A 26,575-nucleotide genomic window follows, 5' to 3' on the forward strand; every position below is an offset into this window, starting at 1 on the left:
TGTTTCGCCTTGCGCTCGTTTGTAACGCAACCTAAATTATCCTCTATGTCTTTTATGTTTTTTCTTAGACGATTTTGAAGAAGAAGATGACCTTTGTTTATCCGAAGATTTTTTCTCATCAGTTTTAGCAGGCCGATTGTCCGGTTGCTTTACATCTGTCGAATCTTTGCTCAACTGCTTAACAGTAAATTCATTACCCCGTAAACCATATTCCAATTGGCGTTTTGCTCCTGATGGTTTGGCATCTTTGCCGGTTCCGTTAAATATCGGGAACTCCCGCATCAGCTTACCTTCCTTAATGTAGAAATCATCATTACCACGGTAACCTTTGCGCTGCGAGCTGGTCAGCTTCGGAAAATCAAGCTTATTGGCCTTACTATTATTGTCGTTAAACTCAAAGGCGTAAATTGACGTGTAATTGGTTGTATCTTTTGATTTCGCCTGGATCAGGATCTCCGGGTTACCATCTACATCCATATCCGAATTGTAAACGTCAATAATAGCCCCATCCAAATCGCCGGTTGTCGTAGTGTATTTTATAGCCGACGAATCTGAATGTAATATCATGAACGAACCGGCTTCTTCGGCGCCGCGCCCCCAGCTCAAAATGTCATAGCTTTGGCCCGGAGACACCTCTATCAGTTTGTGAAACCTGAAAGGCGCCATCAATTCCGGCTTTTTAGGTGACGTAGGAGCGGCAGGCTTTTTTGTTTCTTGCCCGCCGCATCCAGCCATTAATGCACTTATCGCAAGCGCAAAAAGGTAAAACCTGTTAGTCATATTTTTTGGGGTTCAACTTAGTTGTATAATGTATCTGGTGTTAGCTCGGCTTTTGCTTTACCAGGTGCGGTAATAAACACTTTTAACGATACCGGGCCAATCCCCTGATCAAAATATTTTACCGTTACCTTATGGTAGCCTTTTAATAACGGCGCAGCTCCCATTTGTTCATTCATGGTATGCTTTCCGTCGTTATCAACTACCGGTTGGTCATCGACTAATAAAACCGAACCACCTGCGGATGACGTTGCAAAGCCATAAACGCCATCTGTTTCAATATTAATAAATCCTGTATAAATCACACCATATTTACCTTTATTTTTTCGCAGATCGGCCGTATTAAAGGTTTTGGTTACGCAGCTGTCGGCAGGCATAACGCCAAGTTGATTTGTACTGCTGTAAAGACCAGGAAAAACCTGATACTTTAGTCCTGATGCTGTACCTGTATAACTAACGGCTGCCATTGGCGCTTTATTATAAACCAATGTACGGGTTACATTGCTCCGTTTGCCCGAAGGAGTGATCACAATAGTCTGTAGTTCGCGGTATTGGTCAGCGGGTATATCCAAATTTAATGGGGTGGTATAAATCAAATCTGTTTCGCGTGGGGTGTAACCATCAATAGTATAATAAATTTTTGCACCTTCAACAGATGGTTTTAATACGGCATTTAACTTGCTGCCTATCATTACTGTATCTTTTGCGCCTATAGCTGTGGGTACGTGATAGTCAAATCCATTTTTATCCAGCCATGCCAAATGACCAGGTAAGCGTGTATCAGCAAAATCAGTGTAATTTTTATTAGCAAATGGCGACCAGGCAATTTCTGATAATGCAAGCAACCTCGGCAGCAGCATAAATTCCACTTTGGCATCTGTGGCCACATATTCCGTCCACAAATTGGCCTGCACACCTTTAATGTATTTTTGCTCATCAGGCGTTAATACAGCAGGAGTGGGGTTATAGCTGTAGATTTTTGAAAGCGGTTCGTTGCCACCGATGCTTAAAGGTTCCTGGCTTGGTTTGCCCTGGCCGTGGTCGATGTATAAACCGTTGCTTCCTGGCGTCATGATCACATCGTGTTTTTGCTGCGCTGCTGCAATCCCACCTTCTTCACCGCGCCAGCTCATTACAGTAGCGTTAGGAGCAAGGCCGCCTTCTAAAATCTCGTCCCAGCCAATGATGCTGCGACCTTTTGAGTTTAAAAACTTTTCAATGCGTTGTATAAAATAGCTTTGCAGTGCGTGCTCGTCTTTCAGTTTCAATTTTTTAATCAGTTGCTGGCAAAATGGCGAACTTTTCCAGGCATCTTTCGGAGCTTCGTCACCGCCAATGTGGATGTATTTACTCGGGAAAAGCGCCATCACTTCTGTTAAAACGTCCTGCAAAAAGGCAAAGGTTTTTTCATTAGGGCAGTAAATATCGTTAAATACGCCCCATGTTTCGGCAGGTTGATACGTTTTTGACGGGTCACAGCTTAACTCGGGATAAGCAGCAAGCGCAGCTTTAGAGTGCCCCGGCATTTCAATTTCAGGTACTATGGTAATAAACCTGTCCGAGGCATACTTTACTACCTCGCGGATTTGGTCTTGTGTATAAAAACCCCCATAAGGCGTACCATCAAATTGTTGAGGTGTACGGTCATGATATCCCCCAATCAATGTTTGAGCGCGCATGCTGCTGATTTGGGTGAGCTTAGGATATTTTTTGATTTCAATGCGCCAGCCCTGATCTTCGGTAAGGTGCCAGTGAAAAGTATTCAGTTTATAGGCAGCTAACAGGTCAATGTATTTTTTCACCAGCTCTACTCCAAAAAAATGGCGGCCAACATCAAGCATTGCCCCCTGTAACCAAAACGCGGATAATCTTCCACCTGTACAGCCGGCAGTTTGATGGTAGCGGCATGTTCGGCAGGCATCAGTTGCAACAGTGTTTGCACACCATAGAACAATCCGGCGCCCTTACCTGCAACAATAACCTGTTGGGGGGTAATGGTTAAACGGTAGCCTTCAGCAGGTAAGCCATCAGTGCCAGCGGCAGTGAGCGTTATAACGTTGCTGCTTCTACTGCTTTTTACAGCAACCGGTTTGTTATAAGCCTGATTTTTGGCAAGATAATCTTTAAAAAATAACACAGCTTTGTTTGAAGGGCTATCTGCCTGAACGGTAGTTTCCTGGCTCAAAACAAATTGACCGGAAGCTTTTTTCAATAAAACAGGAGCGGGGATAATACCCAGGTTTGGATCCGTGTCCTGTGCGTTTACAGTGGAGGTGTACACTGCAAGCACGGCAAGCAGTACTAAAGAAGCCTTTTTATACATAATTTATCTAACAGGTTAGTGTGAGCCCGTAAGATAAAACTTTTTTAAAAAATTTAAAAAGTTTTGATGTGTAAAAATCTTAGTTCAGTAAGTATTTGTCTGAGCTCGAATTTATGGAATGAAACGAATTAACAGGATGCTAAGCAAATTCAAAAGAATCTTATTGTTTGCTAATTCGGGTTAGACCACGGTGTGCAGTGTAAACCGAAAAATCTCCCCAAACCCCGGTTCAGAAATGAAAAAAGCGATAGGGGATACCTGTCGCTTTTTATGATCGTAAGAAACCATCTAATCTCTAACCTCCAATCTCTAATCACTTTAATTAAGCCGTCACCACATGCTCTTTGGCAGCCAGATAACGCTCAGCGTCGATAGCGGCCATACAGCCGGTACCGGCTGCTGTTACAGCCTGGCGGTAAATGTGATCCTGGGCATCACCGGCGCAAAATACACCTTCAACGTTGGTTTCAGTTGAACCTGGACGGGTGATGATATAACCGGTTTCATCCATATGTAACCAGCCTTTAAAAATATCGGTATTAGGGTGGTGACCAATTGCTACGAAAAATCCTGTAACATCAAGATCAGTTTCGGCGTTGGTTACGTTATTGATCACTTTAACACCGGTAACACTTTGGCCATCGCCTAAAATTTCTTTGGTTTCGGTATTATATAATATTTCAATGTTTGGCGTGTTCAGCACGCGGTGAACCATCGCTTTTGAGGCGCGGAACTCGTCTCTGCGAACGATCATATATACCTTGCGGGCAAGTTTAGCTAAATAAGTAGCTTCTTCGGCAGCGGTGTCACCGGCACCAACAATAGCCACATCCTGGCCTTTAAAAAAGAAGCCATCGCATACTGCACATGCAGAAACACCAAAGCCGCTATATTTTTGTTCAGACTCTAAACCAAGCCATTTGGCCGAAGCTCCGGTTGAAATAATCACGGTATCAGCTGTAATGGTTTTCACATCATCAACTACAACTTTATGTGGCAGGCTTGAAAAATCTACAGAACTAACATATCCGAAACGGATTTCGGTACCCAGGCGCTCAGCCTGTTTGCGAAAATCTTCCATCAGTTCAGGACCCATAATGCCCTGCGGATAGCCCGGAAAGTTTTCAACTTCGGTAGTTTGTGTAAGCTGGCCGCCTGCCAGTAAACCGGTATACATAACTGGCTTAAGATCAGCGCGGGAAGCATATATAGCTGCAGTATAACCTGCAGGACCTGAACCTATGATCAGGCATTTTACGTGTTCAGTTTCTTGAGACATTTTATTATAAATGAGTTGCGAATTTACGATTTTAAGCGCATAAGGCAAAGCGCATATCGTCAACAAAGTGACATCATTTGCCTGTATTTGCGGCAAGCACCCGCATTACATTTCCGCCCAATATTTTATCAATATCTTTTCGACTATACCCCAACTTTAGCAATTCTTTAGTTATTTTGGGATAATCGGCAACGCTATCCAAACCAAGAGGGTATGATTCGGCACCATCAAAATCCGACCCGATACCCACATAATCAACACCTATCAGTTTCACAATATAATCGATATGCTTGATCAGCAGCTCAAGCGGAGGTCTGAGCTTGTCTGATTCCGTTTTATAAACTGAGTTAATTCTGATATTGGCCAAATCAACATCGTGGTAAACCTTAGTCAATGAATCAAGCTCTGCTTTGTGTTCTCCTAAAAACTTAATTACTTTGGGTGTATAGGTACTATCTACAAAGCCACTATAAAAATTAATACATACCACGCCACCATTTTTGGCCAGTGCCTTTAATTGGTCATCCTTTAAGTTGCGGCGAAATGGATCGATACTATAAGCACAGCTATGTGAAGCGATAACAGGCTTTGTGGTAGTTGCCAGCACATCATAAAAAGTACGTTCACCTACGTGCGATACGTCAACCATAACACCAAGCTCGTTCAGGTGCTTTACTATTTGTTTGCCATAATCGGTAAGCCCTAAATGTTTCAAGCTATCCTTTTTAGTAACCTCGTCACGTGCCGAAGTTGCCCATGAAGTGCTGTTATTCCAGGTTAGGGTAAGATAGCGCATCCCTCGTTTAGCCAGACTGTCAATGTAATCCATTCTGTCTTCGATCATATGCCCGCCTTCAACACCAATCAACGCTGCCAGCTTTTTACCGGCCACAGCTTTTTTTAGTTCTTTGGTATTGCGCACTAAAGCTATTTTATCAGGATTACGCTTGATGAGCGCGTACAACGAATCAATTTCCCGGTTAGCAAAGGCGAAGGCAGTTCCCTTACCATAACTTTCGCCGCACCAGATAGAAAAGATCTGCGCATCAAGTCCGCCTTCCTTAGCACGAATCAAATCAAAATCCCCTTCGTTTTGACGTTTACCTAAATCAGCCCCGGTAATCAGCTCGTTTGAAATAACATCATTATGCGTATCAATTAAAATAGCTTTTTGATGGATTTGCTGTGCGTTTTGGGCAGATAATTTTAACGCGAGCAATAAAGGGAAAATTAATAACGACTTTTTCATACTTGGAATATAGGAAACTTGACCATCGATTTAACTGTTTTTTTGACTCCCTTAAAATGATTCTATTTCATTATATAGAAAATAACAGCTCCAATAATTAGCACTAAGCCAATTAAAATAAAGACACGGGGGATGATTTTTGATGAAGCGTCATTGAGCATAAATGAAGAAGTATCCTTAGGATCATATATAACATTTACGGAATCACCTTCTTTATATGAAGATCCGCTACTGATGCCGATGTTGTATTTTTTTGTCATCAGTTCGTTTTGTAACGTCCGATAACTAACTACGGGGTAATTCAGGGTCATCGAATTTTTACTGCTCCTTTCGCGTTCAATACTTATAACCGTACCCTCAACTTGTACGCCTTCTTTAACCAACCTTTTACGGCGATCATTCAATGTGGCACCTATAAGGCTAAATATGGCTCCTATACCGCCAAATATTAAAGCGCGCGTAGCAGGATCAGTGTTAGATGTAAAATTATTACTATATAGTAAAGTATCAATAAGCATGATTAAGGTTATTGGGTTTTGTGAAGAGTCATTGACTCTTCACAAAAGTGAATAATTTATCCAACAATTACCAAATCATTCAACTGGTTATTGATAAACTCCATTTCCTCTCCATTGATATGAATATTGATGGCTTTGGCATTTTGAACAGATTGTTCGGCATTACGGGCGCCAACCAGCGCTACGGTTATGCCTGGATGATTGATTGTCCAGCGGATAACCAATTGCCCTAAAGTTGCACCTTTTTCATCGGCCAATGGTTTTATTTTGGCAAGGAACGCATTGGTACGATCAATGTTTTGATCTTTAAAATATTTAACGCCTGCACGATGATCGCCTTCGCCGAAATTTTGGCCGGGTTTCATTTTGCCGGTCAATAAACCACGCTCAAGGGGACTATAAGCCAATATCGCTTTCCGATTTTCGATGCAATAAGGGATTAGGTCATCTTCAATAGCTCGGTTTACCATGCTAAACGGAACCTGGTTTGCTGCCAGCTTAATGGTTTTGGCAGCGATTTGCATTTGACTCAAATTATAATTACAAACACCTGCTTCGCGAATTTTCCCCTGTTCCTGAAGGCGTAAAATGGCCTCCATAGTTTCGTCAATAGGCGTAGTTTTGTCCGACCAATGAATTTGGTACAAGTCGATATAATCCGTACCAAGACGTTTGAGACTATTTTCACACTCGGCTATAATGCTGTCTTTACCGGCATATCGATATACATCAATATCCTTTCCGCTGTTGTCTTTACTTTTGAAAAAGAACTCACCTTTTGCAAGGTCCCAGCGCAAGCCATATTTAGTCAGGATCTGTACTTTATCACGCGGCAGGTCTTTAATGGCCCGGCCCACCAGCTCTTCACTTTTACCTTGTCCATAAACCGGGGCTGTATCAATTGATGTTATTCCAAGATCGTAAGCCGCACGCATGGCATCAATAGCTTCCTGGTCATCATTGCCGCCCCACATCCAGCCGCCTGCTGCCCATGCTCCAAAAGTTATTGCCGATATGCTTAGTTTACTTTCGCCTAATCTTCTGTATTCCATTTTTTAAGTAGATTGATGTATGCACCAAATATATTTATTTATACATGATTTGAAAGGAGAGACCGATATTAAGATAGTTAAAGAGACAAGCCCATATTGTTTCCCTGCAATTAGCCATTGAAAAGTTTATGGCGCGTTATCTCTTTGCCATTCCTTATCAAAAAAGCATGGTAAATAGTTGGGATGTCGTTTGTCCACTCTTTTATAATAAGCAGCATGCCTATTATTTCTATACGGGTTGCTATTCCCAGGTAAAAGCAAATGTTAAATAAAATTACGGAAGAGCAGGTAGCGGTAACCTGAATCATAGTTGCGAGCAGTACAAGTGTCCAAAATTTTGAAGATATGGCGTGTGTGGCCACCTCTTTACCAAACCGGATATAGCTTATGGCATAACATCCCGCTTCCATGGCAACCAGCAAGCTTATCTTTAGCAGATTGTCTTTAAAAAACTGTGAACAGGTGATATAGCATCCTGCCACAATACTCAACCAAAAAAACTGATCGACACCTGAATCAAGCCGTCTGAGCATGGGGCTTGAAACGTTCAGCCGTCGGGCAATGATTCCATCAAAAACATCTGATAGTAAGCCGAGTATCATTAATATTATAACGATGTTTTGGAAGTACCGGCATTGTATTAAGCTTAATGCAATAATTATAACACCAAATAAAACTCGCGATAAAATTAATAACAGGGGGATTTTTTTCATGTTCCGGTACCGCAAGATAACAGAAATTCAATTTAATTACCACATTTGTAAATAGCACAACCATCTATATAAAATATGTATTTTTTATATCCTGCTTTTTTATTCGCGTTGCTGAGCCTGGCTATCCCGGTTGTGATCCACCTGTTCAATTTTCGTAAATACAAAAAGGTATATTTCAGTAATGTACAGTTTCTGAAAGAGGTACAAGAACAGCAGGCCTCACGCCGCAATTTGAAGGAGCGATTGATATTGGCTTCGCGCCTGCTTACTTTGTTATTTTTGGTACTGGCATTTGCCCGACCGTATATCCCCGGCGCGCAGAATGCTAATGCTGGTAAACAACAGGTGATAAGCGTTTTTGTGGATAATTCTTACTCCATGGAAACCCTTAACCGCGAGGGCTCGTTACTTGATGAAGCTAAACGCCGTGCTAAGGAAATTGCTTCGGCTTATAATATTAATGATCGGTTTCAATTACTTACGCAAGATTTTGAAGGTAAACATCAAAGACTATTGAGCCGTGATGAATTTAATGATGCAGTTGATGCGGTTAAAGTAAGTTCACAAAGCAGGAGCTTACAACAGGTTATCAACAGACAGGAAAACCTATTGCAAAATCAACCGGGAGCTGCCAAGTCGGTGTTTATTATTTCTGATTTTCAAAAAAACAGAAATGATAAACCAGTGAAGGCCGATAGTAATATTACCGTTAACCTTGTTCAGCTTAAAGCCGGAAACCTTCCCAATGTTGCTGTTGATTCGGTTTGGTTGCTTAGTGCGGTACATCGGCCGGGTGAAAGTGAAAAACTGATTGTACGCCTACATAATTACGCTACAGAAAAAGCAGAAAAGATTCCCCTCAAAATATTAATTAATGGTGAGCAAAAGGCGCTCGGTAGCTTCAGTATCAATGCCCGCCAGGTTCAAAATGATACCTTATCATTTTCGGGCTTAAAACCTGGATGGCAGAGCGGTGAAATTCAGTTGCAGGACAACCCGGTCACATTTGACAACCAATTTTATTTTAGTTTTAATGTAAAGGAGCAAATGCCGGTTCTGCTGATAGATGGAGGCGCTCCAAATCCATATCTGAAAGCTGTTTTTGCATCTGACGCTTTCTTTGCTGCATCCCGTGTAACCGATGGTAACGTTGATTACGCTGCACTTAATAGCTACCCTATAGTAATTATCAGCGACATTAAAACCATAGCTACCGGACTGGCACAGCAGTTGAGAACGTACATAACAAAAGGAGGGACGCTGGTTGTATTTCCGTCGGCCGATGCAGATCTGGCTAATTATAAGTCATTTTTATTAGCCTTAAATACCGGATATCCTGAAAAGCTAATAACCCAGGACGTAAAAGTAGCCTCCATTAACAAACAGAGCGCAGTATTTAAAAATGTATTTGAGAGCTTTCCTCAAAATCCTGATTTGCCATCCGTAAAAAAATATTATCAGCTGAGTAAAAGCGGTTCTAAGCAGGAAAGCCTGATGAACCTCGCTACCGGCGAAGCTTTTTGTGAGGGTTACAGCAGCGGAAGAGGAAATGTTTATGTATGTGCCGTGCCCCTTAACGAGGATTTTAGTAACCTGCCAAGGCATGCACTGTTTGTACCCATACTTTTTAGGATGGCATTATTAAGCGCGCATGACCAACCCTTATTTTACACCCTTGGCACTGACGAAAATTTTGAGGTACCACCTGTACAAACCACCGAAAAGCAATTGCTCAAACTCACCAAAGGCAATCAAAGCATTATCCCGGATGTAAGGCAGCGGGAGGGAAGTACGTTGTTATATGTTTCTGATCAATTGAATGAACCCGGAATTTATTCGCTCCGGAAACAGGACAGCACGCTGGAAACGCTTGCATTTAACGACAATCGTGCCGAATCTGACATGAGTTATTTTTCGGCAGCGGACCTGGGAAAATTGATACCAAATGCAAAGCCCTTATTAACAGCGGGGAACGGCTCGTTAAAAAGTGTTGTTGCCGAATCAAATTTTGGCACACAATTATGGAAACTTTGTATAATTTTGGCGCTGGTCTTCCTGCTTGCAGAAATATTGTTAATCAGGTTTTATAAACCTCATCAACAGGGTGTTATTCAGGCGGGATAGGTCCATACAAATCCACACATAAAGCAGTGCTAATGAATTTGCTTATCAAATCAGCCACTATTCTTGATCCCGGATCGTCCTTTCATCAACGAGTCGCCGATATTTTAATTGAAAATGGTGTTATCACCCGCATAGCGGACGATATTGATGCCGATACCGAACTGTTTGATGCCGAAGGCAAATATGTTTCGCCCGGCTTTTTTGATCTTAACTGTAACGTAGGCGAGTTGGGTCTTGAAACCAAGGAAGACCTTCACTCAGGTACAATGGCCGCGGCGGCAGGAGGTTTTACCGGCATAGCACTAATGCCCAATACCCAGCCGCCGGTGCATTCCAAGTCGGAAGTTGAATACCTGCTAAACCGCTCAAAAGGTAACCTGGTTGATGTTTATCCTCTGGGTACCATATCGCAGAAGCGTGAAGGGAAAGATCTTGCAGAAATGTACGATATGTACCAAAGCGGTGCCAAGGCTTTTACCGATGGCAATCGCCCGGTACAGGACGCGGGTTTAATGGAAAGAGCTTTACTATATGCACAGGGTTTTGATGCACTGGTTTTCTCTTACCCTGAAGATACCGCTATAGCAGGTAAGGCAAAAGTTAATGAGGGGGAGATCAGCACGCTGCTTGGCATGAAGGGAATTCCTTCATTGGCCGAAGAACTGATGGTTGCCCGTGATCTTTATCTTGCAGAATACACCGTGTCCCGCATCCATTTTACAACCATATCAACTGCACGTTCGGTCGAATTGATCCGTGAGGCCAAGCGTAAAGGCATTGAAGTTACCTGCGACGTTGCTGCGCATCATTTAATATTAACCGATGAAGCCCTTTTAGGCTTTGACAGTTTATATAAAGTGAAACCACCCCTGCGTACTGCCGATGATGTTGCTGCGTTGGTAAAAGGTTTAAAAGACGGCACTATCGACGCCATTGTATCGCAACATACCCCACACGAAATTGAATTTAAAGATGTGGAGTTTGAAGTTGCTGAATATGGCATAATAGGTCTGCAAACCGCATTTTCCCTGGCTTTAAAAGCGGGTTTACCGGTTGAACTTATAGTTGAAAAACTGGCTGTTAATCCCCGCGAAATACTTGGTGTTGAACTGCCGGTTATCGCTGAAGATGAAAAGGCAAACCTCGTGGTTTTTGACACCGATGCCGAATGGGAATACACTGCGGCTAACAACAAATCTAAATCTGCAAACTCGCCTTATATCGGGCAGCGTTTAAAAGGTAAAGTATTGTTAACTTACAACAATCAACAAATCTTTAAATAACATACCTATGATCGATCCAAAAATAGAAACCGCCTTTATAGCAGCGCTTGAGGCCTTCTCCAAATACAACAGCTTTGATGCAACCCAGCTAACTGATGAGTTTGCCGAAGTATTTGCATCCGACGAAGATTTTTTATCTAAAGTTGATGAATTGGATGCGGTTTTTGATGAAAATTCAGAGGTTGAAGAGCTTCGTGAAATATTTTTCGACCTGTTGATGATTAATTTCTTCAGCGCCGATGTTAAAAAACTGGAAGAAGATTACCTCGATACTCCAGAATGGGAGAGCATTGAAGAAGAAACGCTTGACCGCGGTACCGAACTCCTTAACCTTTTACTATATCTGAATGAGTGCGAAGACGAAGATATTGAACCAGAACTTGAAGATTACCTGAAAGAGTTTTTATTAGTTGATGAAGACGAGTTCCAGGACGAATACCGCATTTATGAACCGGTTATTGCCAATCAAATCCTGATTGAAAGCCCGGTATCTGAGATCAGTAAAGTAGCAACAACGCTTCCTGACGATTCAGAGCTTAAAGAACTGTTTTACCCAATGATGTGCTTTTTCCAGAATATCGATCCTTCTGATGAGGAGAAAAAAGAAATTGCCGACAATGCCATTAACAAGGAATTTGATATGGCAGTTTTAGAAATTTTAGTTAGTTTTCAATAGCCTTTTTGATGAGCGCACAATTAGAAAGAACCATAAAAATACAAGGACTTATCAAAGGATTGATTTTAGGTGCAGTATTGGCTGTGGTAAGTATTATTTATTTTTATTTTATGGTAAGTGTAGCATCGGCTGTCGCAATAACAGTTGGTGCAATACTTTTCACTTACATATTTCCGATAGCTATTGCTGCTTTGTTTTGCATAAATCTGAGGAGCAAAGTCGGCGGGTATTGGACAATGAGGCAGGCCGCCACCGGAATTTTCATTATGTTTTTCATTTCAAACCTGACCATATTTATACTACGTGATCAGATATTTGCAAACGCTATAGAACCGCAAATGGCTCAGAAAACTAAAACAGCTATGGTTACCGCTTTGAATAAACTGAAAGAAAGTACTGCTAAACCGGAAGAAAAGAAGGAAGCTGACGCCAAGATTCAGGAGATGGAGAAAAGCTTTCAAACCGGAAAAAGCGTTACCATAGGGCAGCAAATCCAGTCGTTAGGTATAAGCATTATATTTTTGTTTGTTTTATCGATAATTTTCGCAGCCTTCTTTAAACGGGAGCCAGCAGGATCCGTTTAAAGAATAAAACATTAATGCTATAACAAAACAGGCCTTTCAAATTTGAAAGGCCTGTTTTGTTATAGCAAATTTGAGGAGTTAAAACCAGGAAAAACGCATCTAAATGGGGTTAACGCGGGTTACTATATTTAACAACAAAATATCGGCGATAAATATTTGAAATACGTTTGCCTGGGTAAAAAAATAAACATATACATGATATAGGATAATTAGTTAATTTTAACCAAACACTAAATAACCTATATCATGGAAATAAAAAAAGCGAGCCCGTCGCAACCAGCCCTGAAGTGGGCGTTAATTAACCTGGTAACCTCAATAGTTATAACTTACGCATTTCAGTTTCTGGACCTTGACCCCAACTCATCTCTTAAATACCTCAGCTTTTTGCCCTTCATCGCTTTCTTGCTGTTAACACAAAAAGAATACAAAGACCAGCTTGGCGGATATATTACCTATGGAGAAGGTTTCTTATCCGGGTTTTTATATGCGATTTTTACAGGAGTTTTCGTGGCAGTATTCACTTATGTGTATTATGCGATATTAAGTCCGGAAATGGTTAATAAGGCTCTAACTGCTTCGCGCGCACAAATGGAAGCAAAAGGAAACCTGTCGCAGGACCAAATAGACAATGCCTTAAGTATGGTGAGTAAATATTTTGCGGTTATAGCAACCGTAAGTGTGGTATTTATATACGCCATTTTTGGCGCTATAGTAAGTCTGATCTCAGCAGCGGTATTTAAAAATGAAAGATCACCTTTTGACACCATTTCCGATAATTACGAAAATCCGAAACCAACTGATCCTGCGGTATAAAAACAAGCTGAAAGCAGAATGCTCAAAGCTTAAAGCTAATTCTAATTTGTACAGCTATTCAATTGATTGATAAATTCATATAATACAAGAAAGGCCTTTCAGTGGTTGAAAGGCCTTTCTTGTATTATATGCTTGGGAGGAAACTAATCTCTAACATCCAATCACTATTTCTTCATTACCAGCTTCACAATATCGTTACCAAAAACAAATACCATCAGGGTAACTAAAATTACAAAGCCCACAATCTGCGCACGTTCAAGGAACTTATCGCTTAATGGTTTGCCTTTAATCATTTCAATGATCAGGAATACCGCGTGGCCTCCGTCAAGAGCTGGAATAGGCAAAAGGTTCATTAATGCCAATACCATCGAAAGGAAGCCTACCAGCGTCCAAAAGTGAACCCAATCAACAGTACCACCAAACAGGTTGGCTATAGCTACCGGTCCGCTTACTGCTTTGCCCGGGTTAACATCACCTCTGAAAATTTTGCCGATTCCTTTGGCATTATCTCTGAAGGTTCCCCATGCTCTTTGCGCCCCTATAGGGAAAGCCTCGAAGAAACCATATTTGATAGTTTTGATATCCGGGAAGTCGCTTTTTGCACGGTAAAAGCCCAGCTTTCCTTCTGGTGTAACCTGCGCCTTAAGTGTAACCAATTCATGGTTACGTTTTATACCTAACTCAATCTGTTTGCCTTTGTTGGCCGATAGCTGAGCTTGCAATTCATCCCAAAATACAACCGCATGGCTATTAGCCATCACAATACTGTCACCCTTTTTTAAACCTGCTTTTACAGCGTTACTGCCTGGCTCCAATGAATCAACAATAAACTTGGCACGGGGCAGGCGACTGATAAAACCTTCAATGTCATGATCGTTCAAATCGTTTAGGATGGTACGCGGGATGCTGATCTGCAAAGTTTGAGTGCCGCGTAATACGGTAAATACAGTGTTATCCAATAGCACTTGCGGGCTTGTAAGGTCATCAAAACGCTCGAAAGGCTTACCGTTAATAGCGACAACCTTGTCACCTATTTGAAGGCCTATTTTTTTACCTACTTCGCCAGGTACAATACCGTATTTTGCTGCCGAATTAGGTATATAACTATCACCAAAACGCATGGTTAACACCCAAAATATCAGGATCCCCAATATAACATTGACAGTAACACCGCCAAGCATCACAATAAGGCGTTGCCAGGCTGGTTTTGAACGAAATTCCCACGGCTGCGGTGGACCAGCCATTTGCTCTGTATCCATCGACTCATCAATCATACCGGCAATTTTAACATAGCCACCAAGCGGTAACCAGCCAATGCCATACTCAACGCCTTTATATGTAAATTTAAACAGGCTCACGTTCCATGCATCAAAAAACAGGTAGAATTTTTCTACCTTGATGCCAAAGGCACGTGCCGCCAGGAAATGCCCCAGTTCATGCAGGATTATCAAAATTGAAAGGCCCAGTATAAGCTGGCCCACCATGATCACTATACTCATTATCTATATCTATGTAATATTAAAATTGTAATGTTTTTGAAGGTAGTTGCTGTATATAATTTTGCGCAAAGATGCGTGTTTCTTTGTCAGTATTCAAATAATCGGTTAGGGTTGGGTTTGCAATAAAATTTATTTTCTGCATACATTCTTCAATTATGCCGCTCATAGTTAAAAAGCCAATTCTACGATCAAGGAACCCGGCAACCGCTATTTCATTTGCCGCATTGATAATGCAAGGCATGTTACCCCCCTGTTTTAAAGCAGCGTACGCTAAGCTTAGATTACGGAAAGTTTCCATGTCCGGTTTTTCGAAAGTAAGATTAGGGTAATCGGTAAAGCTGAAACGTTTAAAATTCGTTTCGATCCGGTTGGGATAGGTGAGGGCATACTGTATAGGCAGCTTCATATCGGGCAAACCCAATTGTGCCTTGATTGAGCCGTCCCTGAACTGCACCAGCGAGTGAATAATAGATTGCGGATGAACCACTACCTCAATCTGATCGGCTTCAACATCAAACAGCCATTTAGCTTCAATTACTTCAAGCCCCTTGTTCATTAACGATGCTGAATCGATGGTGATCTTGGCGCCCATTACCCAATTGGGGTGTTTAAGCGCGTCTTCACGAGTAACGTTTGCTAAGAAATCAAGCCCGCGGCCGCGGAAAGGCCCGCCCGATGCGGTAATGATCAGTTTTTCTATCGACTTATACTCCTCACCAACGAGACTTTGGAATATTGCTGAGTGCTCCGAATCAACCGGTAGAATCTGAACTCCATTTTGTTTCGCCAATGCGGTTATGATATCGCCGGCAACAACCAATGTTTCTTTGTTGGCCAGGGCAATGTCTTTACCCGCTTTAATAGCTGCAATAGTTGGTTCAAGCCCTGCAAAGCCTACCATGGCAGTCAGCACAATCGCAATTTCGGGATGAGTTACTGTATCAATGATAGCTTGGTGACCGGCAAGTACCTGTATGGGCAAATGTGCTAAAGCCTCTTTAACTTCCTGGTATTTGCTTTGATTACAGATAATAGCATATTCCGGCACAAACTCAATAGCCTGGCTAATGAGCAAATCGGCATTGGAATGTGCTGTGAGCAAAAACGCCTTGAATAAATTGCTGTTCCACCTTATAACATCAAGTGTTTGTGTACCGATGCTGCCTGTTGAGCCAAGAATGGCAATGTTTTTTACCTGGTTACTCAATTATCTTTATTTTATAAAACTCTTTAATCCTTCGGCAGTTTTCCTGTCGTTTGATAGCCTTGGTACTTTGTTTTGCCCGCCAAGTTTACCTTCGGCCCTCATATAATTGATAAAGGCATCTTTTTGCAGGCTTTGGATTACCAAAGGTTGCAAAATGTTACCTTCAATCAGGTCAAAATAGTAAATATTTTTATTCTGTAGCGCCTTATCCACTTTTATGGCGAAAGCCTGAAGATTGTCAGGGGCTGTACCAAACTCAATAAACCACTCGTGGTAAGGTAATTGTCCTGCCGAAGGGTTAACCTGCGGGGCAACTGTAAATTCAACCACGTCAATATCTTCTTCTTTAGCCACGCTCATTAATGCATGCTCTACCTCTTCGCCTATAACATGTTCGCCAAAAGCTGATATATAATGCTTGATACGGCCGGTTACGATGATACGATACGGATCTTTCGAAATAAATTTAACAGTATCGCCTATGCTATATCCCCATAAACCTGCACTTGTATTCATTATGAGCGCATAGTTTTTATTCAGCTCAACATCTTTAATATTGATGCGGGTTGGGTTTTCATTAAAGTACTCTTCCGATGGAATAAATTCGTAAAAGATCCCTGAATCAACAAGCAGCAAGAGCCCTTTTTCTTTCTGTGAGTCCTGGAACGCAATGAAGCCTTCGGATGCCGGATAGGTTTCGATTGAATCTATCTTAAAGCCGATACTTTCTTCAATGCGGGCGCGGTAGGGTTCATAATTAACTCCTCCATAAACATATAGCTTAAAGTTTGGGAAAATGTCTTTTATCTTTTTACCGCCTGCTTTGGCCGAAAGCCTGTCGAAATACATCTGGCACCAGGGGGGGATCCCGCTGATGAGGCGCATATCCTCATTGAAAGTTTCGTCGACAATAGCATCAACTTTTTGCTCCCAGTCTTCTATGCAATTGGTTTCGTAACTGGGCAGGCGATTTTTTTGCAGATAGGCCGGAACATGGTGCGCAACTATACCTGACAGCCTGCCTGTTGAAATGCCATGCTTTTCGGCTAAAATGGGGCTGCCCTGCAGAAATATCAATTTGCCATCTACAAAATCGGAATTACCGGTTTCGTGAATATAGCTCAACAAAGCATTTCGCGCAGCCTTGATATGCTCAGGCATGCTTTCTTTAGAGATGGGAATATATTTTACGCCGGATGTTGTACCGGATGTTTTGGCAAGATAAGCAGGTTTGCCCGGCCATAGTACATCTTCTTCGCCATTTACAACACGGTCGATATAGGGGCGAAGGTCTTCATAATCATGCACTGGTACCAATCGCTTAAAATCCTCGTAGTTGTTGATCTTTTCAAATTGATGATCTTTGCCGAAACTGGTGTCTTTGGCCACATGCACCAGATCTGTAAACGCCTTTTGTTGAAATGAAACCGCGTTTTTACGAACTTTGTTTAATTCCCGATTAACAAAGGCAGCAAATACTTTACTTAATGCAGATTTAAATCCCATTTTTAATTGGTTTCAGATAGGTCATCATCCACATCAAGGTGGCTATAAACCAGTTTGCGATAGGCTGCCATCAAAATTATATTAGCAAATGGAATAGCTATTATTAACCCTACAACGGTGATTGCTGCAACCAGCATCAATATTTCGATTATAATGAAGATCAAAAAATATTTTAAAAAATTCCCCTTTATCAAATAAAAGCTTTGTTTTACTGATTCTATCGGCCCCGACGCGTCATCAACAATGAAACAGGTGCAAATAGGAAAATAGAACAAAAAAAAGAACTGAACAATAAGTCCGATAATAAATTTGAAAAAATCCTGGGCGAAACCCTCTTTTAAACCTTCAACCAGGTGGGTTGCAAAAACGGCTAATGTACTCACCAGTACCAGTAACGTAAGATAGCTTACCAGCATCCTGATTTTAGGAATGATCTCGCTAAAATCAAAATCATAGTATTCTTTGTCCATTAATCTGAATACCAGCTTTATAAATGCTAAGAATATGAAAGTTATTTCAACCAGTAACACAACAAAGCCAATAGAACTCACCATTGCATTATCATCAAAATAAAATACGGCAAAGCCTGATATGAACACAAATATCATGGCAACTACCGAATAGACCGAGATTATGGCAAAATTCTTCTTTAAAATATTCCATGCGGTTTTAATGGTCTCCGCTACAGAAAAGGGGTGGTACATATTGCTTATGATCTACTTAAAACTTTCCGCTTCCAAAAATCCTGTATAAATCCTAACCCGTAGGCAATAAGTTGTGTGAAGGCAGCTATAATGCTCAAAAATGCGATTTTTACCGATTTATTTTTCCACCAGGCATGGAAAAAAATTAACAAAGTGAAAATCAACAGTATAAAATTACCTACAGGTGCTAAAACAGAGCCAAATAGGTTTAGAATAATAGTAAGGATAACACCCACTGTAAAAGCAGCCGGAAAAAAATGTACCAGCTTTAACTCTTGAGGAAAAAACTTAGATATGTTGATGCGGGCCCTCCCAAAAAAGTGCAGTTGCTTATAAAACTGGTAAAAGTTAGTACGCCGTTTATGGTAAACAATAGCGTCGGGAATCAACCCAATTTTAAAGCCTAGTGAATGGATCCTGATACTGTATTCAATATCTTCACCAAGACGGGTAATAATAAAACCACCTGCTTTTTCCCAGGCCTGCCTTGAAACACCCATGTTAAAACTACGCGGGTGAAACTGCCCTATACCTTTTTTATTACCACGAATGCCTCCGGTAGTAAAAGGGGAGGTCATAGAATAGCTTATGGCTTTTTGTGTAGGGGTAAAAGATTCATGTGCACCATCGGGTCCGCCGTAGGCATCAAGGTAATTTGCCGCCAACGAATCATTAACAATTTGCAGGTAAGCAGGAGGGATCAGGCAGTCTGAATCAAAAATTACAAAGTAATCGCCTTTGGCACGCTCAAAACCAAAATTACGTGCAAAACCCTGGCCTTCATTCCGTTTTTTAAAATAACGCAGGTTAAGCTTATCGGTAAAGGTATTTACTATGGCTTCAGCATCATTTACAGAACCATCTTCAATAACCAAAACCTCAAAATTGCGATAGGTTTGCAAGGTGAGGCTTTCCAGCAGTTCTTTTATTTCCTGCGGTCGGTTATATAAAGGAATGATAATGGAAAAAAACATGTTTTTAGAATAGATGTGAGATGTTAGATATGAGACAGGAGGCAAATATTCAAAAAGTCTCAAATCTCAAATCTAATTAAATTGTTTCCTCAATTTGATAATGGTTACGTTCGCTTGCGCTGCGTGAAACAAGCTCGGCAACAAAGCCCGTTAAAAACAATTGTGAGCCTAATATGATAGCTACCAATGCTATATAAAACAGCGGGCTCGTGGTTACATCCCTGTATTTTAGGTTGTGTGCTATATTGTAAAGCTTTTCCCAAATTATCCAGATGGCCATAATCAAACCCGTAAAAAAGCTCAATGTGCCCAGCGTACCAAAAAAATGCATCGGACGCTTGCCAAATTTACCTACAAAGAAAATTGAAAGCAGATCAAGAAATCCATTGATAAACCGGCTTAAGCCAAACTTGGTTTTGCCATATTTACGAGGGCGGTGCTCAACAACCTGTTCGCCAATTTTGGTAAAGCCGGCCCATTTTGCCAGAACCGGGATATAACGGTGCATCTCGCCATAAATTTCAATGTTTTTAACTACAACATTACGATAGGCTTTTAAACCGCAATTAAAATCATGCAGGTTATGGATGCCACTCATACGGCGGGTTGCCGCGTTGAATAGTTTAGTAGGTATAGTTTTGCTCAGTGGATCGTGCCTTTTTGCTTTCCAACCCGAAACAAGGTCATATTTCTCTTCAGTTATCCGGCGGTAAAGTTCCGGGATCTCATCCGGGCTATCCTGCAAATCGGCGTCCATGGTAATCACCACATTGCCTTTGGCAGCAATAAAACCTGTATTAAGGGCTGCAGATTTACCATAATTACGCCTGAATTTAATGCCTTTGATAAAGGGATTACCGGTTTGCAGTTTCCTGATCATTTCCCATGATCCGTCCTTGCTGCCATCGTCAACCAAAATTATCTCGTGAGTAAAACGGTTTTCGTCCATTACCCGGCTAATCCATGTGGTTAATTCGGGTAATGATTCTACTTCATCGTAAAGAGGTACTACAACTGATATATCCATTTATTAGGGCTGCGATCAACGACTGTATGTGCCGTAAATCATCCGCAAAAATATAAAAAATAGGGATTGATTTGCAACAATGTATCAACGGCCATTTTAGCAAAATAGTTTATTCGTAATTGTTATAAACAAATGAGCCTGATACTACGTAACCAAGCAATTACGTTTCAAGTCAAATATATTTTAATATCTTTCCCTCACAATTAAAACACAGTTAATGAAATTCTACAAAGCCGCGTTGTTATTGTTTTTAGGCATTTATGCCGGTGAAGTAAAAGCGCAAAATGCAGATCAGGCAGCACCCAAGTATGATCAGCATAAAGTATTTAACCCTATATTTTACCCCGAAAGGGGCGGTGAGTTCAGGACGGCCAGTGGTGCTCCAGGTCCAAAATACTGGCAAAACCGGGCCGATTATAAGCTTGATGTTACGCTTGATACCGCTAAACACCGGATAGAAGGCAGCACTTTAATTACTTACACTAATAACAGCCCGGATGCGCTGGGCTTTTTGTGGCTCCAGGTAGATCAGAATATTTATAAGGATGATTCGCGTGCCGAAGCAACAAGCAATGTTTCGGGTGGAAGGTTCGCAAATAAATCATATACAAAAGGTGCCGAAATAAAATCGGTTTATATCATTAACAAAGGCAAAACGCTGAAAGCCGATTACCTGATCACTGACACCCGTATGCAGATCAAGCTGAAAGATTCGTTACGCGCGGCAGGGAGCAAATTGCAGATCAAAATAGATTATGGTTTTGATATTCCCGAATATGGTACCGACAGAATGGGTCGCCAGCATACCAAAAATGGCTGGATCTATGAAATTGCGCAGTGGTACCCACGCATGGAAGTTTACGACGATGTAACCGGATGGAACACCATACCATATCTTGGTGCAAGCGAGTTTTACTTGGAGTACGGCAATTTTGATTATACTATTACCGCACCTGCAAGTTTGGTTGTAGCAGGATCGGGCGAACTGCTTAACCCTGCTGAAGTATTATCACCTACCTCGATAAACCGTTTGGCCGAAGCCCGTAAGAGTGATAAAACAGTTATTATTAAAGATTCGACTGATATTTTACATAATACCGATTACCCGAAAAAGCCGACGCTTACCTGGCATTTTATGTGTAAAAACGCCCGTGATGTGGCCTGGGCAGCTTCAAAAGCATTCATTTGGGATGCTGCACGCATCAATTTGCCAAGCGGTAAAAAAGCGCTTGCCCAATCTGTTTACCCTGTGGAAGCTAAAGGGAATAACTCGTATGGCCGCTCAACCGAATATGTTAAAGCCGCCATTGAATTGTATAGTGATAAATGGTTTGAATATACTTATCCTGTAGCTACTAATGTGGCCGGTATAGTAGGAGGGATGGAGTACCCGGGTATAGTATTTTGTGGCTCAAATAATCAAAACGGAGGTTTGTGGGAAGTTACCAATCATGAGTTTGGCCACAACTGGTTCCCGATGATTGTTGGATCAAATGAGCGTAAATACGCCTGGATGGACGAGGGTTTTAACACCTTTTTAAATAATGTTGATACCAAGGTATTTAACAAGGGTGAATATTATGACAAGCCCGATCAGCAAAAAAGTGCCGCTTATTTATTTAGCCCAGGTGCTGAGGCTATTATGAATACGCCCGATGTGATACAGGAGGATTTTTTAGCAGTTGCTGCTTATGAAAAACCGGCGTTAGGATTAACTATTTTACGAGAACAGATCTTAGGTGAAGAACGTTTTGATTATGCATTTAAAACCTATATCAAACGATGGGCGTTTAAACACCCAACCCCCTGGGATTTTTTCCATACGATGGATAATGCCGCAGGTGAGGACCTGAGCTGGTTTTGGAACGAATGGTTTTTCACCACCTGGAAAGTTGATCAGGGTATAAAGGATATTTCATATCCTGATAATGATGCCACCAAAGGTGCTATGCTCACCATTGTAAACCTGGAAGAAATGGCATTGCCGGTTACCATATCAATTAAAGAAGAGAACGGAAAAACCGGCATTGTAAAACTTCCGGCTGAGATCTGGCAGCGCGGCGATACCTGGACCTTCCCATACAAATCGACCTCGAAAATTGCTTATGCAACCATCGATCCTGATCATAATTTACCTGATGTTAACCCCGAAAATAATTCATACAGCGGGCTTCCAATTCCACAAGGCACAACTGCAAGTACTGTGATCAAGGCGTATTTAGATGCCATTGGCGGTGCCGACAAACTCAAGAATATTCGCGATCTGCAAACATCGGCAGTTGGCAATATACAAGGCGCTGATGTGCAATTGGTAACCCGGTATAAAATGCCTGATAAGTACTACCAGGAAGCAATAGTACCCTCATATAATAACCTTGTTGTGTCGCATATAACACTTAATGGTGATAGCATAAAAGCAAGGCAGGTTAACAGGGATGTACAGCTTGATGATGCAGCTAAAAAAATGATCAAACTTAAAAGCCGCCCGTTTCCTGAACTTGATTATGAACGGATAAATCAAAATATAACGCTGCAGCCTATTTTAAGAGTGGTAAATAACGAGCTTGCCTACGAGGTTGATATCAATATAGGTACCGAGATTCATATCCATAATTATTACAGCCAAAAAACAGGACTGAAGCTTAAACAAACCATTGAAGGAGCAAATGACCTGACTGTTGAGTTTGGTAACTACGAAGGAATAAACGGAGGTATTAAAATTCCGTTCTCTGTAAAAGCCATCCTGGTTGGGCAACCAATTGAATTTAAGGTTAAAGAAACATCTGTTAATTCAAATCCGTCGAACGAGGCTTTTAAGTAGGCTCAATACATAAACTGATGGGGCATCTTCATTTTTAATTTATATGAAAATGAAGACGCCCCATTTTATTTTCTATGGTGTGAGTCTGAAAATCCCTATCAAACAAAAATTTGAAACTGCTTTGATGTTAAATGCTATTTAAAATTCTATTTTTGTACCCACAAAATGAGGGTCACTTTGTAGGTGACCGTTTAAACGTAATTTTATAAAACTTTAAATCATAGTTGTAGATGATTAACATTACACTTCCCGATGGATCCGTTCGTCAGTATGACAAAGGGATCTCTTCCATGCAAATCGCGCAGTCGATTTCTGAAGGCTTAGCGCGTAACGTATTAGCAGCCGAAGTTGACGGCCAGGTTTGGGACGCAAGCCGCCCTATTGAGCAGGATGCCCATGTTAAATTATTAACCTGGAATGATGCCGACGGCAAGTCAACTTTCTGGCATTCATCGGCCCATTTAATGGCCGAAGCTTTGGAAGCCCTTTATCCGGGTACTAAATTTGGTATCGGTCCGGCTATTGAAACAGGTTTTTATTACGATGTTGACTTTGGCGACAAGGTTTTATCTTCTGACGAGTTTAAGCAGATAGAAGATAAAATGATTGAACTTGCTAAAACTAAAGAGGAGTACATCCGCAAACCGGTGAGCAAGGCTGATGCTATTGAGTATTTCACAGAAAAAGGCGATGAGTACAAGCTTGACCTGATCAAAGACCTGCCTGATGGCGCTATTACTTTTTATTCGCAAGGTAATTTTACCGACTTGTGCCGCGGGCCTCACATCCCTAACACAGGTTTTATAAAAGCGGTTAAGCTGATGAGCCTTGCAGGTGCATACTGGCGTGGTGATGAAACCCGTAAGCAGTTAACCCGTATTTACGGTGTTACTTTCCCTAAAGCCAGCGAGCTTACCGAATATCTGCACATGATCGAAGAAGCTAAAAAGCGCGATCACCGCAAACTGGGTAAGGAACTGGAACTGTTCGCTTTTTCGGAAAAGGTAGGTATGGGATTACCATTGTGGTTACCTAAAGGAACTGCATTGCGCGAACGTTTGGTAAATTTCTTGCAAAAAGCACAGGTAAAAGCAGGCTATGAGCAGGTAATCACTCCTCATATTGGTCATAAAAATCTGTATGTAACATCGGGTCACTATGAAAAATACGGTGCCGATTCATTCCAGCCGATAAAGACCCCGCAGGAAGGGGAGGAGTTTTTCTTAAAGCCGATGAACTGCCCTCACCACTGCGAGATCTATAAAACAAAACCGCGTTCATACAAAGATCTGCCGGTTCGTTTTGCTGAATTTGGTACTGTGTATCGTTATGAGCAAAGTGGTGAGTTGCATGGTTTAACACGTGTACGTGGCTTTACTCAGGATGATGCCCACTTATTTTGCCGTCCGGACCAGGTAAAGGATGAGTTTAAAAAAGTAATTGACCTTGTATTGTATGTATTTAAAGCTTTGGGGTTTGAAAACTACACTGCTCAGGTGTCGTTACGTGATCCTGAAAACAGGGCAAAATACATTGGTACAGATGAAAACTGGGCCCTGGCAGAAAGCGCTATCATTGAGGCTGCAGCCGAAAAAGGATTGACTACAGTTGTGGAATTAGGTGAGGCTGCGTTTTATGGCCCTAAGCTCGATTTCATGGTGAAAGATGCCCTTGGTCGTAAATGGCAATTGGGCACTATTCAGGTTGATTATAACCTGCCTGAACGTTTTGAACTGGAATATACAGGTAGCGACAATCAAAAGCACCGCCCGGTAATGATTCATAGGGCTCCGTTTGGTTCGATGGAACGCTTTATAGCAGTATTAATTGAGCATTGTGCAGGTAATTTCCCGTTGTGGCTATCGCCCGAACAGTTCATTATACTCCCCATATCAGAAAAATATGAAGAATATGCAAAAAAAGTTTCTGATATATTAAAAGATTCCGATATTTGCGGGCTAATCGACTTCAGGGACGAGAAAATAGGCAGAAAGATACGAGATGCTGAAGTCAAAAAAATCCCTTACATGCTGGTTGTGGGCGAAAAAGAAGCTGCCGAAGGCTTGGTTTCTGTACGTAAACACGGTACCGGTGATTTGGGAAGTATGAGCATAGAAGATTTTAAAGAACAAATAACTAAAGAAATAACAGTATAACTTGGCATTAAACAAACCTTTCAATAGAGGACCAAGGCTTCCTTTTAAGAAAAAAGAAGCCGAACATAACATAAACCAATTCATTAGGGCTCAGGAAGTTCGCCTTGTAGGTGATAACGTTGAGCAGGGAGTTTACTCATTAAGAGATGCCCTTGCAATAGCGCAGGAGCAGGAATTGGATTTGGTTGAAATATCTCCTAACGCCGTACCACCGGTTTGTAAAGTAACTGATTACAATAAGTTTATTTACGAGCAAAAGAAAAAGCTTAAAGAGATAAAAAGCAATGCCAAGCAAACGGTTATCAAAGAAATCCGTTTCGGACCTAACACTGATGACCATGACTTTGAGTTTAAATTAAAGCATGCCATTAAGTTTTTGGAAGCTGGCGAAAAGGTAAGGGCTTATGTACACTTTAAAGGTCGTGCAATTGTTTACAAAGAACAAGGCGAGATCTTACTACTTCGCTTTGCCCAGGCATTAGAAGAAGTTGGTAAAGTGGAGCAGTTACCGAAGCTTGAAGGAAAAAGGATGTTTTTAACCCTTGCACCAAAAGCAGCTAAAAAGTAATTAAATAACCTCGGTCTCAAGATCGGGGCTTGAAAATAAAACGTTGAGAAACGTTAATATCTAACACAAATAAATAGAGTTATGCCAAAAATGAAAACCAATTCCAGTGCTAAAAAGCGCTTTAAGCTTACTGGAACAGGTAAAATCGCAAGAAAAAACGCATACAAAAGCCACATCTTAACCAAGATGTCGACAAAACGTAAGCGTGCCCTTGGTCAAACCAGCTTAGTATCTGATGCCGACATGGGTAACGTAAAACGTATGCTTTGTATCGGAAAGTAATTCACAAATTTTAAAACCAGGTATTAGAGTTTTAAGTCCGGCACACGAGATGCAGGCACTCACTACCAAAAAACACACAAGATGCCACGTTCAGTTAACGCAGTAGCGTCGAGAAGACGCAGGAAAAGGATCATGAACCTCGCCAAAGGTTATTGGGGTTCACGTAGCAAGGTATACACCATTGCAAAAAACACAGTTGAAAAAGGTTTACAATACGCTTATCGCGACCGTAAAACCAAAAAGAGAGAATTCAGGGCTTTATGGATCCAACGTATTAACGCAGGTGCCCGTCAGCACGGAATTTCTTACTCTCAGTTAATGGGTAAATTAGCCGCTAAAGAAATCGGTTTAAACCGTAAAGTATTGGCCGACTTAGCAATGAACAACCCAGACGCTTTCAAAGCAGTTGTTGATGCAGTAAAATAATATCGCATTGTAAT

24 protein-coding genes are annotated in these 26,575 nt (G+C 41.4%); 10 read left to right on the forward strand and 14 right to left on the reverse strand.

The genetic code is table 11. The features are described from left to right. Positions 1–36: 36 nt before the first annotated feature. The 8 genes from DIU38_RS10325 to DIU38_RS10355 form a co-directional block, all read right to left on the reverse strand. A complete protein-coding gene (locus DIU38_RS10325; RefSeq protein WP_112652308.1) occupies positions 37–780 on the reverse strand; it encodes a hypothetical protein in 744 nt (247 codons plus the stop codon). A gap of 17 nt (positions 781–797) precedes the next feature. Next, positions 798–2,618: a family 20 glycosylhydrolase gene (locus DIU38_RS10330; protein ID WP_244311279.1), complete on the reverse strand. Its 1,821-nt coding sequence runs from the start codon at positions 2,616–2,618 to the stop codon at positions 798–800. Next, positions 2,585–3,100 (reverse strand): glycoside hydrolase family 20 zincin-like fold domain-containing protein, encoded by a 516-nt coding sequence (locus DIU38_RS33930; protein ID WP_244311280.1) that lies wholly within the window; start codon positions 3,098–3,100, stop codon positions 2,585–2,587. Before DIU38_RS33930 ends, DIU38_RS10330 begins: the two co-directional genes overlap by 34 nt. A 322-nt stretch (positions 3,101–3,422) precedes the next feature. Then, a complete protein-coding gene (trxB, locus tag DIU38_RS10335) occupies positions 3,423–4,379 on the reverse strand; it encodes a thioredoxin-disulfide reductase (protein WP_112652537.1) in 957 nt (318 codons plus the stop codon). A gap of 73 nt (positions 4,380–4,452) precedes the next feature. Beyond that, the gene (locus tag DIU38_RS10340) at positions 4,453–5,628 is read right to left on the reverse strand and encodes a dipeptidase (RefSeq protein ID WP_112652306.1); all 1,176 of its coding nucleotides are present in this window, start codon (positions 5,626–5,628) and stop codon (positions 4,453–4,455) included. Positions 5,629–5,690: 62 nt separating this feature from the next. Then, positions 5,691–6,146: a DUF3592 domain-containing protein gene (locus tag DIU38_RS10345; protein WP_112652305.1), complete on the reverse strand. Its 456-nt coding sequence runs from the start codon at positions 6,144–6,146 to the stop codon at positions 5,691–5,693. Positions 6,147–6,202: 56 nt separating this feature from the next. After that, entirely contained in the window at positions 6,203–7,198 is a 996-nt protein-coding gene (locus DIU38_RS10350) for an aldo/keto reductase (RefSeq protein WP_112652304.1), read from the reverse strand. Between the two features lie 110 nt (positions 7,199–7,308). Beyond that, positions 7,309–7,911 carry a CDP-alcohol phosphatidyltransferase family protein gene (locus DIU38_RS10355; protein ID WP_112652303.1) on the reverse strand — a complete coding sequence of 201 codons (603 nt, stop codon included), beginning with the start codon at positions 7,909–7,911 and terminating at the stop codon, positions 7,309–7,311. A 75-nt stretch (positions 7,912–7,986) separates the two neighbouring features. Between DIU38_RS10355 and DIU38_RS10360 the strand changes: the two genes are divergently transcribed. The 5 genes from DIU38_RS10360 to DIU38_RS10380 all read left to right on the forward strand — a co-directional run bounded on the left by DIU38_RS10360 (position 7,987) and on the right by DIU38_RS10380 (position 13,391). Further along, positions 7,987–10,035 (forward strand): vWA domain-containing protein, encoded by a 2,049-nt coding sequence (locus DIU38_RS10360; RefSeq protein ID WP_112652302.1) that lies wholly within the window; start codon positions 7,987–7,989, stop codon positions 10,033–10,035. Positions 10,036–10,067: 32 nt separating this feature from the next. Next, positions 10,068–11,318: a dihydroorotase gene (locus DIU38_RS10365; protein ID WP_112652301.1), complete on the forward strand. Its 1,251-nt coding sequence runs from the start codon at positions 10,068–10,070 to the stop codon at positions 11,316–11,318. Positions 11,319–11,325: 7 nt separating this feature from the next. Continuing rightward, on the forward strand, positions 11,326–11,994 hold the full coding sequence (locus DIU38_RS10370) for a hypothetical protein (RefSeq protein ID WP_112652300.1): 669 nt from the start codon (positions 11,326–11,328) through the stop codon (positions 11,992–11,994). Between the two features lie 8 nt (positions 11,995–12,002). Then, entirely contained in the window at positions 12,003–12,578 is a 576-nt protein-coding gene (locus DIU38_RS10375; protein ID WP_112652299.1) for a DUF4199 domain-containing protein, read from the forward strand. 246 nt (positions 12,579–12,824) lie between these two features. Continuing rightward, positions 12,825–13,391, forward strand: a complete 567-nt coding sequence (locus tag DIU38_RS10380; RefSeq protein ID WP_112652298.1) for a DUF4199 domain-containing protein — start codon at positions 12,825–12,827, stop codon at positions 13,389–13,391. A 164-nt stretch (positions 13,392–13,555) separates the two neighbouring features. Here DIU38_RS10380 and rseP read toward each other — a convergent pair whose 3' ends face one another. The 6 genes from rseP to DIU38_RS10410 form a co-directional block, all read right to left on the reverse strand. After that, entirely contained in the window at positions 13,556–14,890 is a 1,335-nt protein-coding gene (gene rseP / locus DIU38_RS10385; RefSeq protein ID WP_112652297.1) for an RIP metalloprotease RseP, read from the reverse strand. 19 nt (positions 14,891–14,909) lie between these two features. Then, complete coding sequence (locus DIU38_RS10390; protein WP_112652296.1) at positions 14,910–16,097, reverse strand: 1-deoxy-D-xylulose-5-phosphate reductoisomerase; 1,188 nt, start codon at positions 16,095–16,097, stop codon at positions 14,910–14,912. 6 nt (positions 16,098–16,103) lie between these two features. Next, entirely contained in the window at positions 16,104–17,603 is a 1,500-nt protein-coding gene (locus DIU38_RS10395) for a GH3 auxin-responsive promoter family protein (RefSeq protein ID WP_112652295.1), read from the reverse strand. A 2-nt stretch (positions 17,604–17,605) separates the two neighbouring features. Beyond that, complete coding sequence (locus DIU38_RS10400) at positions 17,606–18,307, reverse strand: hypothetical protein (RefSeq protein ID WP_112652294.1); 702 nt, start codon at positions 18,305–18,307, stop codon at positions 17,606–17,608. A 5-nt stretch (positions 18,308–18,312) separates the two neighbouring features. Beyond that, on the reverse strand, positions 18,313–19,281 hold the full coding sequence (locus DIU38_RS10405; protein WP_112652293.1) for a glycosyltransferase: 969 nt from the start codon (positions 19,279–19,281) through the stop codon (positions 18,313–18,315). 76 nt (positions 19,282–19,357) lie between these two features. Then, complete coding sequence (locus DIU38_RS10410) at positions 19,358–20,308, reverse strand: glycosyltransferase family 2 protein (RefSeq protein WP_112652292.1); 951 nt, start codon at positions 20,306–20,308, stop codon at positions 19,358–19,360. Positions 20,309–20,525: 217 nt separating this feature from the next. On the opposite strand from DIU38_RS10410, the gene DIU38_RS33935 reads away from it, so the two are divergent. From DIU38_RS33935 to rplT, 5 genes are all read left to right on the forward strand, one after another. After that, a complete protein-coding gene (locus DIU38_RS33935; RefSeq protein WP_167516136.1) occupies positions 20,526–23,129 on the forward strand; it encodes a M1 family metallopeptidase in 2,604 nt (867 codons plus the stop codon). 230 nt (positions 23,130–23,359) lie between these two features. Next, the gene (thrS, locus tag DIU38_RS10420) at positions 23,360–25,285 is read left to right on the forward strand and encodes a threonine--tRNA ligase (protein WP_112652291.1); all 1,926 of its coding nucleotides are present in this window, start codon (positions 23,360–23,362) and stop codon (positions 25,283–25,285) included. Position 25,286: 1 nt separating this feature from the next. Further along, positions 25,287–25,853 (forward strand): translation initiation factor IF-3, encoded by a 567-nt coding sequence (infC, locus tag DIU38_RS10425; RefSeq protein WP_090525629.1) that lies wholly within the window; start codon positions 25,287–25,289, stop codon positions 25,851–25,853. An 81-nt stretch (positions 25,854–25,934) separates the two neighbouring features. Next, complete coding sequence (gene rpmI / locus DIU38_RS10430) at positions 25,935–26,135, forward strand: 50S ribosomal protein L35 (protein WP_090525627.1); 201 nt, start codon at positions 25,935–25,937, stop codon at positions 26,133–26,135. 81 nt (positions 26,136–26,216) lie between these two features. After that, positions 26,217–26,561: a 50S ribosomal protein L20 gene (gene rplT / locus DIU38_RS10435; protein WP_022829871.1), complete on the forward strand. Its 345-nt coding sequence runs from the start codon at positions 26,217–26,219 to the stop codon at positions 26,559–26,561. Positions 26,562–26,575: the final 14 nt, after the last annotated feature.

Source organism: Mucilaginibacter metallidurans (genome assembly GCF_003286435.2).
Classification (GTDB): domain Bacteria; phylum Bacteroidota; class Bacteroidia; order Sphingobacteriales; family Sphingobacteriaceae; genus Mucilaginibacter; species Mucilaginibacter gossypii.